This window comes from Mesorhizobium sp. B1-1-1 (assembly GCF_006442955.1).
Lineage (GTDB): Bacteria > Pseudomonadota > Alphaproteobacteria > Rhizobiales > Rhizobiaceae > Mesorhizobium.
Map to the genome: position 1 here is coordinate 180,431 of NZ_VFWW01000003.1, position 16,248 is coordinate 196,678.

General features: G+C 64.9%; 18 protein-coding genes. 11 read left to right on the forward strand and 7 right to left on the reverse strand.

All coding sequences use genetic code 11. The features are described 5' to 3' along the window. Positions 1–60 precede the first annotated feature (60 nt). From dnaJ to FJ986_RS06500, 8 genes are all read left to right on the forward strand, one after another. Positions 61–1,191, forward strand: coding sequence for a molecular chaperone DnaJ (gene dnaJ / locus FJ986_RS06465; protein ID WP_140491627.1), 1,131 nt, complete (start codon positions 61–63; stop codon positions 1,189–1,191). 210 nt (positions 1,192–1,401) lie between these two features. Then, complete coding sequence (gene pmtA / locus FJ986_RS06470) at positions 1,402–2,007, forward strand: phospholipid N-methyltransferase PmtA (protein ID WP_140673736.1); 606 nt, start codon at positions 1,402–1,404, stop codon at positions 2,005–2,007. A 222-nt stretch (positions 2,008–2,229) separates the two neighbouring features. After that, positions 2,230–2,826 (forward strand): NADPH-dependent FMN reductase, encoded by a 597-nt coding sequence (locus tag FJ986_RS06475; RefSeq protein ID WP_140491631.1) that lies wholly within the window; start codon positions 2,230–2,232, stop codon positions 2,824–2,826. Continuing rightward, entirely contained in the window at positions 2,823–3,536 is a 714-nt protein-coding gene (gene pyrF / locus FJ986_RS06480) for an orotidine-5'-phosphate decarboxylase (RefSeq protein WP_181167606.1), read from the forward strand. Before FJ986_RS06475 ends, pyrF begins: the two co-directional genes overlap by 4 nt. 29 nt (positions 3,537–3,565) lie before the next feature. Next, positions 3,566–3,853 (forward strand): DUF1330 domain-containing protein, encoded by a 288-nt coding sequence (locus FJ986_RS06485; RefSeq protein ID WP_140491638.1) that lies wholly within the window; start codon positions 3,566–3,568, stop codon positions 3,851–3,853. A 276-nt stretch (positions 3,854–4,129) separates the two neighbouring features. Further along, positions 4,130–4,450, forward strand: coding sequence for a helix-turn-helix domain-containing protein (locus FJ986_RS06490; RefSeq protein ID WP_140491640.1), 321 nt, complete (start codon positions 4,130–4,132; stop codon positions 4,448–4,450). Continuing rightward, complete coding sequence (locus tag FJ986_RS06495; RefSeq protein ID WP_140582720.1) at positions 4,447–4,911, forward strand: SRPBCC family protein; 465 nt, start codon at positions 4,447–4,449, stop codon at positions 4,909–4,911. The genes FJ986_RS06490 and FJ986_RS06495 overlap by 4 nt, the downstream gene beginning before the upstream one ends. 29 nt (positions 4,912–4,940) lie before the next feature. Next, positions 4,941–5,357, forward strand: coding sequence for a GFA family protein (locus FJ986_RS06500; protein ID WP_140673738.1), 417 nt, complete (start codon positions 4,941–4,943; stop codon positions 5,355–5,357). 178 nt (positions 5,358–5,535) lie between these two features. On the opposite strand, the gene FJ986_RS06505 is transcribed toward FJ986_RS06500, so the two are convergent. The 7 genes from FJ986_RS06505 to FJ986_RS06535 all read right to left on the reverse strand — a co-directional run bounded on the left by FJ986_RS06505 (position 5,536) and on the right by FJ986_RS06535 (position 13,507). Further along, positions 5,536–6,603 (reverse strand): D-alanine:D-lactate ligase-like protein, encoded by a 1,068-nt coding sequence (locus tag FJ986_RS06505; RefSeq protein WP_140673740.1) that lies wholly within the window; start codon positions 6,601–6,603, stop codon positions 5,536–5,538. A 189-nt stretch (positions 6,604–6,792) separates the two neighbouring features. Continuing rightward, a complete protein-coding gene (locus tag FJ986_RS06510; RefSeq protein ID WP_140673742.1) occupies positions 6,793–7,674 on the reverse strand; it encodes an SMP-30/gluconolactonase/LRE family protein in 882 nt (293 codons plus the stop codon). Continuing rightward, on the reverse strand, positions 7,671–8,315 hold the full coding sequence (locus tag FJ986_RS06515) for a 2-dehydro-3-deoxy-6-phosphogalactonate aldolase (protein WP_140673744.1): 645 nt from the start codon (positions 8,313–8,315) through the stop codon (positions 7,671–7,673). Before FJ986_RS06515 ends, FJ986_RS06510 begins: the two co-directional genes overlap by 4 nt. Continuing rightward, on the reverse strand, positions 8,315–9,286 hold the full coding sequence (locus tag FJ986_RS06520) for a 2-dehydro-3-deoxygalactonokinase (protein ID WP_140491651.1): 972 nt from the start codon (positions 9,284–9,286) through the stop codon (positions 8,315–8,317). The genes FJ986_RS06515 and FJ986_RS06520 overlap by 1 nt, the downstream gene beginning before the upstream one ends. Next, positions 9,283–10,050, reverse strand: a complete 768-nt coding sequence (locus FJ986_RS06525; RefSeq protein ID WP_140491653.1) for an SDR family oxidoreductase — start codon at positions 10,048–10,050, stop codon at positions 9,283–9,285. Before FJ986_RS06525 ends, FJ986_RS06520 begins: the two co-directional genes overlap by 4 nt. 157 nt (positions 10,051–10,207) lie before the next feature. Next, positions 10,208–11,557 carry an EAL domain-containing protein gene (locus FJ986_RS06530; protein ID WP_140491655.1) on the reverse strand — a complete coding sequence of 450 codons (1,350 nt, stop codon included), beginning with the start codon at positions 11,555–11,557 and terminating at the stop codon, positions 10,208–10,210. Positions 11,558–11,710: 153 nt separating this feature from the next. Further along, the gene (locus FJ986_RS06535; protein ID WP_140673746.1) at positions 11,711–13,507 is read right to left on the reverse strand and encodes a GtrA family protein; all 1,797 of its coding nucleotides are present in this window, start codon (positions 13,505–13,507) and stop codon (positions 11,711–11,713) included. 162 nt (positions 13,508–13,669) lie between these two features. Between FJ986_RS06535 and FJ986_RS06540 the strand changes: the two genes are divergently transcribed. The 3 genes from FJ986_RS06540 (at position 13,670) to gshB (ending at position 16,074) form a co-directional block, all read left to right on the forward strand. Beyond that, the gene (locus tag FJ986_RS06540) at positions 13,670–14,680 is read left to right on the forward strand and encodes a glycosyltransferase (protein ID WP_140514184.1); all 1,011 of its coding nucleotides are present in this window, start codon (positions 13,670–13,672) and stop codon (positions 14,678–14,680) included. 4 nt (positions 14,681–14,684) lie between these two features. Further along, complete coding sequence (locus FJ986_RS06545; RefSeq protein ID WP_140514183.1) at positions 14,685–15,059, forward strand: GtrA family protein; 375 nt, start codon at positions 14,685–14,687, stop codon at positions 15,057–15,059. Positions 15,060–15,132: 73 nt separating this feature from the next. After that, on the forward strand, positions 15,133–16,074 hold the full coding sequence (gene gshB, locus FJ986_RS06550; protein ID WP_140514181.1) for a glutathione synthase: 942 nt from the start codon (positions 15,133–15,135) through the stop codon (positions 16,072–16,074). Positions 16,075–16,248: the final 174 nt, after the last annotated feature.

The following is a 16,248-nucleotide window of genomic DNA, read 5'->3' on the forward strand; positions in this document are numbered from 1 at the left end:
CGTGCCGGCAAACGACGCAACACTGCATGAAGACGTTGAGCATCCGGACAGCGGGAAAAAATGAAAGCTGATTTCTACGAGACGCTGGGCGTGCACAAGGGTGCCGACGACAAGGAACTGAAGAGCGCTTTCCGCAAGCTCGCCATGCAGTTCCACCCCGACCGCAATCCGGGCGACCATGCCTGCGAGCACAAGTTCAAGGAAATCAACGAAGCCTACGAGACGCTGAAGGATCCGCAGAAGCGCGCGGCCTATGACCGTTTCGGTCACGCGGCCTTCGAGCAGGGCGGCATGAACGGCGGCGCACACGGCTTCGGCGCCGGCGGCTTCGCCGACATTTTCGAGGACATTTTCGGCGACATGATGGGTGGCCGCCAGCGCCGCTCTTCCGGCGGCCGCGAGCGCGGCGCCGACCTGCGCTACAACATGGAAATCTCACTGGAAGAGGCGTTTGCCGGCAAGACCGCGCAGATCCGCGTGCCGGCCTCGATCTCCTGTTCGGAATGCTCGGGAACCGGCGCCAAGCCCGGAACCCAGCCGGTCACGTGCTCGATGTGCAACGGCCACGGCAAGGTGCGCGCCACGCAAGGCTTCTTCTCCATCGAGCGCACCTGCCCGCAATGCCAGGGCCGCGGCCAGACGATCAAAGATCCGTGCCCGAAATGCGCCGGCCAGGGCCGCGTCACCGAGGAGCGGTCGCTGTCGGTCAACATCCCAGCCGGCATCGAGGACGGCACCCGCATCCGGCTTGCCAATGAGGGCGAAGCCGGCTTGCGCGGCGGGCCGTCGGGCGACCTCTACATCTTCCTCGCGGTCAAGCCGCACGAATTCTTCCAGCGCGACGGCGCCGACCTCTACTGCAAGGTGCCGATCTCGATGACGACTGCCGCCCTTGGCGGCTCGTTCGAGGTGACGACGCTGGACGGAACGCAGACCAAGGTGAAGGTGCCGGAGGGCACCCAGAACGGCCGCCAGTTCCGCCTCAAGGGCAAGGGCATGCCGGTGCTGCGCCAGCCCAATGTCGGCGACCTCTACATCCAGACGGCGGTCGAGACGCCGCAGAACCTGTCGCGCCGCCAACGCGAGCTGCTGGAGGAATTCGAACAGCTCTCCTCACAGGACAATTCCCCCCAGTCGAGCGGCTTTTTCGCCCGCATGAAGGACTTTTTCGAGTCGTTCGGCGAGCGTTGATCGACGGCCTGTGCGCGTGTGGCTTGCCTTGCCGGTGTCGGCGCTGCGCCTCACCTGCCGGGCGGCCGACACGCGCCGTGAAAACCGCAGTAGGCGCGCATTTTTAGACGCGACGAAAACTATCTTATCCACGACATAGGCATGACCCTGCCTTGCCTTGGGCGGCTTAGGTGTTAAGTAGCTCTCAGGGGAGCGCTGAGGAGAGCTTGCATGACACGTGGTCCGGGACTGCGGAAGGCGCTTGCCGAAAAGTTCGATGACGAGCTGAAGTTCTTCAAGGGCTGGATCGACAAGCCGAAGACGGTCGGCTCGATCGTGCCGACCAGCTCCATCACCGCCCGCAAGATGGCTTCGATCGTCGACCCGAAGTCCGGTCTGCCGGTGCTCGAGGTCGGGCCCGGCACCGGCGTCATCACCCGCGCCATCCTGGCCCAGGGCGTGAGGCCTGAAAACCTTTACGCGGTCGAATATTCCACCGACTTCGTGCGCCATCTGCGCCGGCTCTATCCCGGCGTCAACGTCATCGAGGGCGACGCCTTCGATCTCAACGCCACGCTTGGCGACAAGAGCGGGATGATGTTCGATTCGGTGGTCTCGGGCGTGCCGCTGCTCAACTTCCCGGTCGCCCAGCGCATCGCCTATATCGAAAGCCTGCTTGACCGCATTCCGGCCGGCCGGCCGATCGTGCAGCTGACCTACGGCCCGATGTCGCCGATCCCGCCCGGCCGCGGCGACTATACGGTCAAGCATTTCGACTTCATCATTCGCAACATCCCGCCGACGCAGCTGTGGATCTACCGGCGCGAGGCGCATTAGGGATTGCGAAGCCGACCGCGAATGTCTTCGAAAGTCGTCATCCTGCGGCTTGTCCCGAGGATCTGCCGCATAGCGGTATCAGATGCGGTGGGCATTGGGACGAAAATGTCTGACTTGGATGCGTTGGCAGATCCTCGGGGCAAGCCCGGGGATGACGCTTTGCCTGATCTGCATTGATTTGAGCGGGCTCTGGCTGTACCTGTCCGGGAACAAGGTTGGCCAATGGCAGTGATCCCAAAAATCCTCGTCTTTGCCGGCTCGGTCCGGGCCGGGGCCTTCAGTGGCAGGACCGCCGACGTGGCGCAGAAGGAACTTGCGGTGCAAGGCGCCGAGGTCACTCGCATCTCGCTTGGCGACTATCCCTTGCCGATCATGGATGAGGATCTGGAGAAGGAAAAAGGCGTCCCCGAAAACGCCCTGAAACTTGCCCGGATGATCATTGCCCATGACGGGCTGCTGATCGCCACGCCCGAATATAACGGCTCCATTCCGCCGCTGCTCAAGAACACGATCGACTGGGTGAGCCGGGTGCGCAAGGATGGCGGCCGTGCGGTGAGGCCGTTTGCCGGCAAGGTCGCCGGCCTCAGTTCGTCTTCCAGCGGACACTTCGCCGGGATACGCTGCATCAACCATCTGCGCGCCGTGCTGGTGCGTTGCCAGATGGAGGTGGTGACGCCGGAATGCTCGGTGCCGGAAGGCGGCAACGCCTTCGACGAGGACGGGCGTTTCAAGGACGAACGACTGCACCGAACCATGGAGCACCTATGCCGCACGCTGATCGAAACCTCGCGCATGCTGTCGACCCGGGTCGAGCCGTGATCGCCAACGCCATGCAGACCGACACAATGCGCGAAAGGCTGATCGTCGGCCTCGACGTGCCGAGCTTGAAAGAGGCCGAGAAGGCGGTCTGCGAACTCGACGGCGTCGTCTCCTTCTACAAGATCGGCTACCAGCTCGCCTTCGCCGGCGGGCTCGATTTCGCAAAGGAGCTCGCCAGCGGGGGCAAGAAGATCTTTCTCGACATGAAGCTGCTCGACATCGACAACACGGTGGCCAAGGGGGTCGAGAACATCGTCAAGATGGGCATGACTATGCTGACGCTGCATGCCTATCCAAAGACGATGCGGGCGGCGGTGGAGGCGGCGAGAGGCAGCGAGCTTTGCCTGCTTGCCGTCACCGTGCTGACCTCGATGGACGAACAGGACGTGATCGACGCGGGCTATGAATACGACCCGCACACGCTGGTGCTGCGGCGCGCGGAACAGGCGCTGCATGCAGGCATGGGCGGCATCGTCTGCTCGGCCGCGGAAACAGAGGCGGTGCGCCGCATCGTCGGGCCCGACATGGCGGTGGTGACGCCAGGCATACGCCCCGCCGGCAGCGACCATGGCGACCAGAAGCGCGTGATGACGCCGGCGGATGCCATCCGCAGCGGCTCCAGCCATCTGGTCGTCGGGCGCCCGATCGTCGCCGCGGCGGACAGACGCGCGGCGGCTGAAGCCATCCTCGACGAAATGCGCTCGGCATAATTTCCAACGAACGGCTTCGGAGAAGAAGGATGCCCAAGGGATACTGGATCGCCCGCGTCGATGTGCGCGACGCGGAAGGCTACAAGGATTATGTCGCCGCCGCCAAGCCGGCCTTCGAGCGCTTCGGCGCGAAATTCCTGGCGCGCGGCGGCGAGCATGAGAAGGCAGAAGGGGCCGGCCGCGCGCGCAACGTCGTCATCGAGTTCGAGACGCTTGCCGCCGCGCATGACTGCTACCATTCACCTGAATACCAGCGCGCCGCCGCCATTCGCCAGAAGGTCGCCGACGGCGAGATCGTGCTGGTCGAGGGCGTCTGAGGCTATCCCGGCCGGCATCAGTGCCGGCCGCGGCCTTTGCACGAGTCCTGAGGTTCACATCCCGCAGCCTGGCCCAGCAGGCGGCGCCCCGACCGGTTGTCTTTGAGTGACAACCGGCACAGTCGTTCGACAACGGCCACGACATGGCTGACGCATAATCCCTTTAGCAATCGCGTCCGAACAGCCCTTACACGGGGTAATTTTGATGCCGGCCGATCGCGGGTTGACATGCAGGTATTTACCTGCATATTATGGCTTCACATCAGAGTGAACCCAATGGACGCGGACAAGGTTTTCAAGGCGCTGGGCGACCCGACGCGCAGAAGGCTGCTTGATCTTCTGTGCGAGAAGAACGGGCAGACGCTGGGCCAGCTTTGCGAACATCTCGATATGGCCAGGCAATCCGCCACCCAACACATCGACCTGCTGGAGGCGGCCAATCTGGTGAGCACGGTCAAACGCGGCCGCGAGAAGCTGCATTTCATCAATCCCGTGCCGCTGCACGAGGTCTACGAGCGCTGGGTGCGCAAATTCGAACGCCAGCGGCTCAGCCTGCTGCATGACCTGAAACAGGAACTCGAAGGAGAAGACAAATGACCGCAGAGACGACCAGCTTTGTCTACGTGACCTACATCCGCTCGACGCCGCAAAAAGTGTTCGAGGCCATAACCAGGCCCGACATCGCACGGCGTTACTGGGGCCACGAGAACGTCTCGGACTGGAAGGCGGGATCGAAATGGGAACATATCCGCGCCAATGACGAGCGCACCGTCGAACTGGTCGGCAAGGTCGTCGAGATCTCGCCGCCGACCCGTCTCGTGATGACCTGGGCAAACGCTTCGCAGGCCGACGATGCGTCGAAATACAGCCGGGTGACGTTCGCCATCGAGGAATACGACACGATGGTGCGGCTGACCGTCAGCCATGACGAACTCGAAGCCGGCAGCGGCATGGCGAAGGGCGTCAGCCAGGGATGGCCGGCGGTGCTGTCCAGCATGAAATCCTTCCTGGAGACCGGCAGCGGCATCGATATTTTCGCCAAGCCGAAATCGGCCTGACCAGCAAATCCGACTGCAGGAAAACGACAATGACCAAACGCTACACCGGCGGATGCGCATGCGGTGCGATCCGCTATGAAACGAGCAGCGAACCCATCTTTCAAAACCACTGCCAATGCCACGAGTGCCAGAAGCGAAGCGGCACGGGCCACAGCTCCTATCTGACCTTCCCCCGGCGAGCCGATGTGACGATCACGGGCGAAGCGAGCACCTGGCGGGTGGCGGGCGACAGCGGCAACGAAAAGATCCACGCCTTCTGCCCGACCTGTGGAACGCCGGTCTACCTGACGCAGGTCGCAAGGCCGGACCTGATAGCGGTTCACGCGACCAGCCTTGATGATCCCGGCCAGTTCAATCCGCAGGTGGTCACATATGCCATCCGCGGCCATGCCTGGGACATGATCGACCCATCGTTGCAGACCTTCGAGCGAATGCCGCAGGGATAATTCCGCCGGACGTCCATTTTCGCCGAGTAAGCTTGGATTTGCCGTCGCGCCGCTTAGAGCAGTTCACCGTTTCACGGGAAGCGGCGAGCCGCTCTATCTCTTTGTTTTTGCGCAATTCCCAAGGGAAAGCGCTACGCGCTTTTGCGGGGAAAACCGCACACACTTTTGTTGGATTGCTCTAGGCGCGACGATTCGGCCCGATTAGCCGGCTGGCGGCGGTTTCGGCCATGGCGTCGGCGAGCTCCAGGTTCCATTGCGACCGGCAATAGGCGCGGAAATCGAAGCAGGGCAGGCCGGGGCAGACTTCGAATTCTATGAGGTGAACGGTGTCGTCGGGCTCGATGCGGAGATCGATGGAGAACACGTCGCGCAGGCCGAGCCCGCTCATCAGCCGTTCGGCGATCGCGCGGACTTTTGCATCGGCGACCGGCTGGCTTTCGGCGACCGGAAGCAGAAGCGGCTCGGCGTATTTGCCCGCCGCCTTCGCCGCCTCGCCGGTCTCGCCGTAAAGCGCCAGGCTGTCCTCCATGGTCTGGAAATCGCCGCCGGACTCGACGAAGGCGACGCCGAGCGCTTCGACGCCGGTGTCCGGCGTCAGACCCAGGAAACTGGCGCGCGCGTTGCGGCCGGCGACATAGGGCTGGACGACGACGTCGTCGCGATAGGCGGCGAAAACACGCCGGCTAAGCTCCAGCGCGTGGCCGAGATCGCCGCAGCGCGACTCCGGCCAGATGCCGATCTTGGCGCCGAGCCGGTTCGGCTTGACGAACCAGCCGGCGGCGGAAACCGGCGGCTCGACCAGCCATTGTCCGTTGCGCGCCAGGCCGGCCCGCGGCACAGGCAGGCCGAGCGCGCCGAGCACGGCGCCGGAGCGAAACTTGTCCTGGCAGAGCGCGAACAGCGAATCCTCGGCGCCGATCGCCTTCAGGCCGTTCAGTCTGGCAAGCGCAGGCGCCGCGCCGCCCCGGAAATAGGCGATGCCGTCGGTCAGCGTCCAGACCAGCGTGGCCGCCGGGTCGGCCTTGGCGAGCATATCGGCGGCATCGTCCAGCTCCACCGCCGCGAAGCCGAGATCGCGTCGTTTGAAGGCAGAAGCGAGGGCGTCGAACTCATGCGCGAGATCGGTCGATTGCGCCAGGTAAGAAGCGATTTCGGCGGCACGCTCCGGCGGGTGGCCATCGGCGAGGAGCCGCTCGAGGCAGGCCTTTTCCGGCTCGTGGACGAGGATCAGCCTTAGGCTGGACATGACATGATTCCCAATGGTGCAATTCCACACCATCGCATGGCGAAGACGCCAGGCTTTCGCGAAACCGACGCGGGCCGGACGCCTGCGTGACAGCCGGCTGAATGATCCCGTCAGACGCGGTGCATCGGGTACCGAGACTCAAGTCGGGCCGAGCCGAAAAGGCCGGCGTCACCTGAATATAGAAATGCCCTAGGCGATCAGCACGCGCGGCTCGAACCGGCCATTGACCTCGATGTCGAGGAGGAAGGTCATGCCTGCCTGCGGGTCAAGCTGACGCTGCTTCTCGTCCTTGCCGTGCCAGGCCGAGGTGACCGCCAGCCGGCTGGCGTTCTTGCCGACAAAGGCCGGGCAGGAAGGCTGCGTCACCGGCATGGCGATCGTGCGCACCAGCTTGCCGTCGGGCGCATAGCCCTTGACCACCTTGCCGCCCCAGACGGCATTCCACAGGATGCCGTCGCGGTCGAGCACGGAGCCGTCGACGAAGCCCTTGGCCGACCGGTGATCAACGAACACTTTCGGCTCGCCCGCCGGCAGGCCGGTCGCCGGATCGCAGGCAACACGCATCAACAGGCCGGTCGAGGTGTCGGTGTAATAAGCGAGCGCGCCGTCCGCGGAAAAACAGATCGAGTTCGACACGGTGATGTCGGAGAACAGCTTGCGCAATTCGCCCTTGAAGAACCAGTAGATCGCGCCGGCGCCCTTCTCCTCTCCCTTGCCCATCGTGCCGGTCCAAAGGGCGCCGCAGGGATGGACGCGGGAATCGTTGGAACGGGTGACCGGATTGTCGGCCTCGACAGGTGTGTGCAGCGTCATCCTGCCGGTGGCGACGTCGCGGACAAAAAGCCCGGTTTCGGTGGCGATCAGCTGGCGCTTGTCGTCGATGATGGCGATAGCGCTGGCCATCCGGCCAAGCTCGTGCACCTGGGCCGCGCCGCCGGACAGGCGCTTTTCCAGGAGATGGCCCTTGACGATGTCGAACCAGTAGAGCGTGTCTGTGGCGGGGTCGTAGCTCGGCCCCTCGCCGAGCTGGCAGACATGGTCGGAAAAAACCGAAACGATCGCTTCGCTCATCCTGCGTCTCCGCCGAACACCGCGTCCCAGGCCGTCACCGCCGCCTGGGCCCGCGCGGCCACGTCTTCGACGCTCATGCCCGGCTTGAACAGGCTGGAACCAAGCCCGAAAACCGTGACGCCGGCCGCCTTGTAGCCGGCAAAGTCCTTCTCCGAGACGCCGCCGACCGCGCCGACCAATCTCGAAGCCGGCAGCACCGCGCGGATGGCGGAAATACCGGATGCGCCGAGCACGCTTGCCGGGAAGAATTTCAGCGCCGAGGCGCCGAGCCGGATCGCCAGGAAGGCCTCCGTGGGCGTGAACACGCCGGGCATGGTGACCATGCCGTATTGCATGGCGCGTTCCATCACCTCGGCATCGATATTGGGACTGACCAGCAGCCGGCCGCCGGCTTCGTGCAAGCCATCGACATCGGCCGGCGTCAGCACCGTGCCGGCGCCGACCAGCGCGGCCGGCGGCAGCGCCTTGAGGATGGCGGCGATGGACGCGAACGGATCGGGTGAATTGAGCGGCACCTCGATCGCCTCGATGCCGGCATCGAAGACCGCCTGGCCGATCGCCACCGCCTCGGCAGGCTTGAGGCCGCGCAGGATGGCGACCAGCCCGCGCTTGAGCTTCGGGAACGCAGCGGTCTGGTTCATCAGGCAACTCCGGTTCTGGCGATCATGCCGTTTTCGCGCGCCGCCTCGACCAGGCCGGCACGCACCGCCTCATCCGCGTCGACGGTCCGCACGCCAAGCCCGGCAAGGCCGAGCGCCTGCCGATAAAGCGCCGCAAGCGCGCCGGAGGCAATCAGCACCACCGATGTGGCGCCCGCGGCCTGGCGGCGCCTCGCCGAGGCGATCTCGCCGCCGATCAGCAGGCCCGACAGGCAGGCCGCGGCATCGTCGGCCTTCATGTCCTGGAGCAGACCGGCGGCGCGGATCGAGAACAGTTTTGCGGTGACGTCGCCACCTTCGGTCAACGCCGCACCACACCAGCGGCGGAAGAAAGGGTTCTGCGGGTCGACCGGCTTGGGATGCTCGCCGAGCGAATGGCGCAGGATCGAATGCGCGGCCAGCACCGAGAACAGCTCGCCGGTCGGCCATGTGCCGAAGCCGGCAACGGCGCCGTCCTCAACCAGAACCCATTTCGAATGGGTGCCCGGCATGCAGACGATTTCACGCCCCTTTGCCGGCAAACCGGCGCCGGCAAGCTGTGTCTCCTCGCCGCGCATGACGTCTGGCGCATCGGCCAGGCGTTGGGCAAGGCCGGGCACGATACGAATGTCGCGGCTCTCCCCCGGGATGCGGGCCGCGCCGGCCAGGATGGCGCCGATCGGCGCCGGCACGGTGACATAGGGCGCTTCGAGCCAGCCCTGGCGCGAGCCTGCCATGCCGCAGATGATGACGGGCAGCGTTTCCGGCGCGCCCATGGCGGCGAGATGACCCTCGAGAACCCGGGAAAAGCCCTTCTCGCGCGCGGTGATCAGTCCGTCGTCGCCGCGACGCTCGGCAAGCACCTTGCCGCCGCCGTCGATCAGCCAGGCACGAAGCCGGGTCGTGCCCCAATCGAGCGCCGCGACCGCCGGCACATTGCCGACAAATCGGGGGCCGGCAAACCCGGGGCTCACAGGAAACCTCCGTCGACGATCAGCATTTGCGCGGTCAGCATGCGCGAGGCGTCCGAGGCCAGGAACAGCACGGTGCCGACCAAATCGTCCGGCCGCATGACGTCCTTGATGCACTGCTTGGCGACATGAGAGGCAAGCGCCTGCTCCGTCACCCAGCGTTCCTGCTGCCGTTCCGTGATGACCCAGCCGGGCGCGACGGCGTTGACGCGGATACGGTCGGGCCCGAGCTTGCCGGCCAAACCCTTGGTGAGGCCGAGTATGCCCGCCTTGGCGGCGGTGTAGGCCGGCATGTCGGGGTGGTTGATCAGGTAGGAGGTCGAGGTGAAATTGATGATCGAGCCGCCGCCGGCCCGCTTCATGCCCGGCGCCACCGCCTGCGCGGTGAAGAAATGCGGTCTGAGGTTGATCGCCTGGTTGTTGTCCCAAAACTCCACCGTCACGTCTTCGACGGCGTGGCGTTCGTCCCAGGCGGCATTGTTGACCAGCACGGTGACGTCGCCATGCGCTTCGGCCGCCTTCGCGGCAGACGCCCGGAGCGCTTCGATGTCGCGCAGATCGGACTTGAGGTAGAGCGGCCGGCGGCCGAGCTCTTTCTCGATGCGGTCGGCAAGCGCGGTGCTGGGCTTGTCGGCGATGTCGATGAAGGCGACCTTGGCGCCCTGGCGCATGAAACCCTCGGTCAATGCCGCGCCAATGCCGGAGCCGCCGCCGGTGATCAGCACCGAAGCGCCTTCGAGGTCGGCAAAACGTGCCGATGGCATCATGGTTTTCGTCTCCCGGGTTGACCGGCGCGCATCCTAGCCAGACCGATCCGGCGGGCAAGGGCGAAAAGACGGATTTTGAGGCTTATGTCTGACAAAAAGCCTGGAGACCACGCACAGGCACGGCCGGTCCTCGATCGAGGACCGGTCAATCGCCCGGTCAGATTGCCTTGGCGCGCAAGGCGCCGCGGAAGGAATCGCGGAGATAGCCGAGCGTGGCGTCGGCATCGGCCGGCTTGCCGAACAGATAGCCCTGCCCACCGGCGCAGCCGAACTGGACGAGGCGGTCGGCCTGCGCCTCTTCCTCGATGCCTTCGGCGACGACATCCATGCCGAGCCCTTCGCACATTGCGAGAATGGCGCGGATGATGTGCTCCGACGGGCGGTCATCGAGAATGGAGGAGACGAAGGCGCGGTCGATCTTCAACTTGTCGAAATGGAATTCGCGCAGCCGCCCGAGCGAGGACTGGCCGGTGCCGAAATCGTCGAGCGAGACGCGGATGCCGACGCGGCGCAGGTCCTCGACGATCTGCGCGGCCGAGGCCGGATCGTTCATCAGGCCGGTCTCGGTAATCTCGATCTCCAGCCGGCGCGGATCGAAGCCCGTACGGTCGAGGATCGCCAATATGTGCAGGCCGGTGTTCTGGTCGACGAGCTGCGAGGGCGACAGGTTGAACGACAGGAACAGGTCCTTCGGCCAGCTTCTCGCCGCCTCGGTCGCCTTGCGCAGCACTAGCTGCGACAGCGGGCCGATGATGCCGCGCTCCTCGGCGATCGGAATGAAGACGGTCGGCGGCACCGAGCCGAGATCGCGGTCGGTCCAGCGCGCCAGCGTCTCGAAGCCGATGGTGCGGCGCGTGGTGAGGTCGACGATCGGCTGGAAATGCGGCTCCACCTCGCCGGCCGAGACCGCGCGGCGCAGCGCCTGCTCGATGCGGGTGACGCGCTTGGCCGCCTCTTCCATTTCGCGGGTATAGACGACGACCCGGCCGCGGCCGGATCGCTTGGCATGGTAAAGCGCCGTTTCGGCCTTGTTGATGAGGATCTCGGTGGTCTCGTCGCCGGAATAGAACAGCGAACAGCCGACGGAGGCCGACAGCCTCGCCGTGCGTTCGCCGACATCATACGGGGCCGACAGGATTTCGATCAGCATGCGCGACTTTTCGGCCGCCGCCTCCTCGCTGAACACCAGCGGGTAGAGGAAGGCGAATTCGTCGGCGCCGATGCGGCAGACGGTGGAATGACCGTCCATCGAGGCGCGCAGCCGCATCGCCACCTGGATCAGGATGTCGTCGCCGGCCTTGTGGCCGAACAGATCGTTGATCGGCTTGAAGCCATCAAGGTCGAGAATGCCGACGGTGAAGGGCGCGGGATCGTCGGCACGGTCGCTGATCAGGCGATCGACCTTGTCGAAGAAGCGGCGATGGTTGCCAAGCCCGGTCAACGGATCGGTGAATGCCAGATCCGTGCTCTCCCTGTTTGCCTGACCGGTGCCAAACGAAGTTTGCATCGGTGTCCCTGTTTCTCGAAGTCGGAATTTATTTCCGAGACTGGCAGCAAACCCTTTAGGAAACGTATCGGAAAAATCGATTTTTCGCCGCTGGAGTGCGTTGCCCTCCGCAAAGCCGTCCGGGCTCAACGGCGTCGTCGCTCACGCGGATTCTCAGCCGGCGGGGCGAACGCGATAGAGCTCCAGCGGCGCGCCCTGGGTCTCCGCCACCGGTTCCAGCCAATCCGGCACGCTGCCATGCATCAACCCGGCCAGAAAGCCGTCAGGCGCCTTGGTTGCGAGAAGCCTGGTTTCGGGATTGCCGCGGCAGAGCGCGACAATCCCGACGCGATGGTTTGCCACGACGGCTTTCGCGTCAGTGGCCGAGCCCAGCAAGGCATCGAATACGAGCAGGTTTCCGGCGACGTTGCGGTGGTAGGGCCCAGCGAGCGCGCGATGACCGGTAAAGGCCAGGATCGGCGAGCCGAGATTGGAGATGGCCAGCACCGTGGTGTGAGGCATGCGGGCGAGCGCGGCGAACGAGGCCTTGCTGTTGCAAGGTGCATCGATGCCGGCGTCGGTGACGGCCGCACCGGTCTGGAAGGCGCTCGATGCCGCCTCGGCAGCGCTGGACCAAACCGCATTGACCGAGATCAGCCAGGCTGCGGCCATACGGAGCACGGAGCCACCGGACGGACTGTTTTCGGCGCGCTGCCGCCATTTGGCGATCCAGGCGCAAAGCGGGATCACCGCGAAGGCGATGGAGAAGGTCGAGCCGCGGACCTCCCAGGCGCTGACCAGGAAAGCCACCACCAGCAGCGCGCCGACGAGACTGTCCTGCCGCCGCCAGCCGCCCTTGCCGAGACGCAGCGCCATCAGGACGATCGCCACCAGCGGCGTCGCGAAGCGCGCCACCGCTCTGGCCGGGTCAGCCGCGACGAGCTGGAATATCGACTGCGCTTCGTCGATATGACCGAGCCACATCTGCTGGAGGCGCGGGTCGAGGCCGGCATACGGGGCAGCCAGGCATTGCGGGAACAGAAACATCACGACAAGGACAAGCACGAACGCCAGCAGGCCGAGCGAGACCAGGCGACGGCCGTACGTCGCATTGGCGGCGCCCCATGAGGCAATGACCGCAAGGCCGGCGCCGGCAAGCGCGGCAACCACGAACTGCACGGTCGAGAAGGTGTCGCACTGGGTCTGTCCCCATGCCGACGCCGGTATGGTGGTGATGAAAACAAGGGCCGAGACGGCGGTGACGCCCAAGCCAAAATCCCTGGCGATCAGCCTTTCGCCGCCACCGCTGACGAGGAACAGCAGGGCGACGATGGCGCCCAGGGTTCCAGCATAGGGGGCGCTTTCCATGCCGATCGCCAATGCCAGGGTGGCGCACGCGCCGGCAAACAGGGCGGCGGGCCGGTGGCGAGGGGCTTCAAGCAGCAAAGCCAGGCCGGCCAGGGTCAGCATCAGCTGGACATTGTGGTGATCGAGTGCGCCGGGCGAGAAGATTCCGAGATAATACAGGGCCGCTCCGCCGACCACCGCGGCGGGCAAGACCGCGTGCTCGCCAGCGAAAGCGCGCGCGGCGCGCATGATGGAGAACAGCGCGAGCCAGAATTGCAGGAGCGGCCAGAGCACCTGCACGACCTGCTCGCCCAAAGCGGCACTGCCCGTCTGGGCCGACACGGCAAGCATGCCGAGCGCCAGCGGGGCGTCGAGCAGCCGCGACCAGTGCATGACGAAGCCACCCTCCAGCCCCATCCTGTACTGGTGCAGGTCGAACCAGCCCTGGCCGGCCAGGAGGTCGCGAACCTCCACCAGTTGCAGCAGGCTGTCATTGTCGCCGGCCGGGTTGGCCAGTTGCGGGAATCCGGCATAGAGATCGAGCGCCAGCAGCAGCAAGGCGGCAAGCAACGCAAACGCTATGTCGGACTTCCAGGTGGAAGCGCCGTTGCTGGCTGTGCTCATCCCATCGCCCCTGGCAGGAATGCCGGGCTTTTTCGGCCAATCGACACTCGTAAAGTCGGCCTTAAACCTAGCCTTAACGGCTTCAATAAATAGTAAAACCGCCTGAACGCGCCTGACTTTCGGCGCGAACCGCGCGTGGCGGCGAGGCACCCGGAGAGGAAAATGCCGCAAGAGCTTCGCTACGAACCCGCCATCGCCGTGCTCCTGCCTTGCTACAACGAGGAATTGACGATCGCCGAGGTGGTGCGGCGCTTCCGCGAGACGCTGCCTTTGGCGACGGTCTATGTCTACGACAACAATTCGCGCGACCTGACCGCGCTCAGGGCCCGCGCCGCCGGCGCCATCGTGGTGCGCGAACCGCGCCAGGGCAAGGGCAATGTGGTGCGGCGCATGTTCGCCGACATCGACGCCGACATTTACCTGATGGCCGACGGCGACGGCACCTATGCGCCGGAAGACGCGCCGCAATTGATCAACACGCTTCTGACCGAGCGCTCCGACATGGCGGTGGGCACCCGGCGCGGCGTCACCGACGATGCCGGCAGGACTGGCCATGCCTTCGGCAACCGCGTCTTCAACAGCCTCTATAAAGGGCTGTTCGGCAGCGATTTCACCGACATCTTCTCGGGCTACCGCGTCTTCACCCGGCGCTTCGTCAAGAGCTTCCCGGCCGTCTCCGGCGGCTTCGAGATCGAGACCGAAATGTCGGTGCATGCCTCGCAGCTCAAATTGCCCGTCAGCGAGATCGCGCTCGATTACGGCAAGCGGCCGGACGGCTCGTCGTCGAAGCTTTCGACGTTTCGCGACGGCGCCAGGATCCTTTGGATGTTCGCCATGCTGATGAAGGAAACGCAACCGCTGCGTTTCTTCGGCGCCTTCGCCCTGGTCTTCCTGGCGTCGAGCCTGTTCCTGATGGCGCCGGTGCTGGTCGAATTCGCCGAGACCGGGCTGGTGCCGCGCATGCCGACATGGGTGCTGTCGGTCGGCCTGCTCTTGCTCTCGATGCTGGCTGGTGTGACTGGGGTGATCCTCGATTCGGTGTCGCGCGGCCGCGCCGAACAGAAGCGCATCTTCTACCTGTCGATGCCTTCGGGCCGCATAGAGCGGCGCGAGCGCGCCAGCGAGCCGACTGCCGCGAAGGCCGGCCCAGGCAAGACGCCTCGCGCCGCATGAAGCGGTGAGCCGTCTTATCCGCTTCCTCTTTGCCGGCGGCATCGGCTTCGTCGCCGACGCGGCCGCCCTCTGGCTGCTGCTTGCCGTCACGCCGCTCGGCCCTTTCAGCGCCCGCATGCTGTCCATCGGCTTTGCACTCTGCGTCACCTGGCAGATAAACCGGCATCTGACCTTCTCGCCGTCGAGCCGCGGCTTGGTGCGGGAAGGTGCCCGCTATGGCAGCATCGGCATAGCCACCAGCATCGCCAACTATCTGGTCTACTGCGCCATCCTTGTCGTCCTGCCGACAACCCCGCCATTGGCCGCCCTTGCTTTCGCTTCGCTGGCCGCCATGGCGCTGTCCTTTCTCGGCTATTCCAGGCTGGTCTTCGACCGCTAGCGGCGTGGCCCGATTGGCAGAAGGCGCCGGGACCCTTATATCGCTCTCTCATCGACCGTGCTGGGGACCTGCCATGAAGCTGAAAATCGCCGTCCAGATGGACCACATCTCCACCGTGTCGATCGCCGGAGACACTTCTTTCGCGCTGTCGCTGGAGGCGCAGCGGCGCGGCCATCAGCTCTACCACTACACGCCCGACCGGCTGTCGCTGCGCGACGGCAAGGTGTTCGCCCGCATCGAGGAGATGCAGGTACGCGACGAGAAGGGCAGCCACTATTCGCTGGGGGAGAAGGTGCGAACCGACCTGTCGGAGATGGACGTGATCCTGCTGAGACAGGATCCGCCCTTCGACATGAACTACATCACCACCACGCACATACTGGAGCGCATCCACCCCAGGACGCTGGTGGTCAACGACCCGGCCTGGGTGCGCAACAGCCCGGAAAAGATCTTCGTCACCGAGTTTTCCGACCTGATGCCGGAAACGCTGATCACCAAGGATCCCCAGGAGGTCGCCGCCTTCCGCAAGGAATTCGGCGACATCATCGTCAAGCCGCTCTACGGCAATGGCGGAGCGGGCATCTTCCACCTGCTGGAGGCCGACCGCAACCTCGCCTCGCTGCTCGAAATGTTCGGCCAGTTGTTCCGTGAGCCCTACATCGTGCAGCGCTACCTCAAGGACGTGCGCAAGGGCGACAAGCGCATCATCCTGATTGACGGCGAGCCGGTCGGGGCGATCAACCGGGTGCCGGCCGAGCACGATTCCCGCTCCAACATGCATGTCGGCGGCCGCGCCGAGAAGACCGAGCTGACCGAGCGCGAACGCGAGATCTGCGCCCGCATCGGGCCGGCACTGAGGGAACGCGGCTTCATCCTCGTCGGCATCGACGTCATCGGCGACTACATGACCGAGATCAACGTGACCTCGCCGACCGGCGTACGTGAAGTCAAACGCTTCGGCGGCGCCGACATCGCCAGCCTGTTCTGGGACGCGGTGGAGGCCAAGCGGAAGTAACCGTTTTCATTTCGTATTAACCATGTTCCGTTTTTGCAACCGGAGACAATCGCGCTGCAACTTCAGCGATTGCATGTTCCTGTAATGTTCTTGATTTGGCCGAGGAATTGTGATTGTCTCCGGGCCAGGCCCTTCGCGGCCTGATTGCAAAAGGCTTGGGGCAAGCCCAGATCC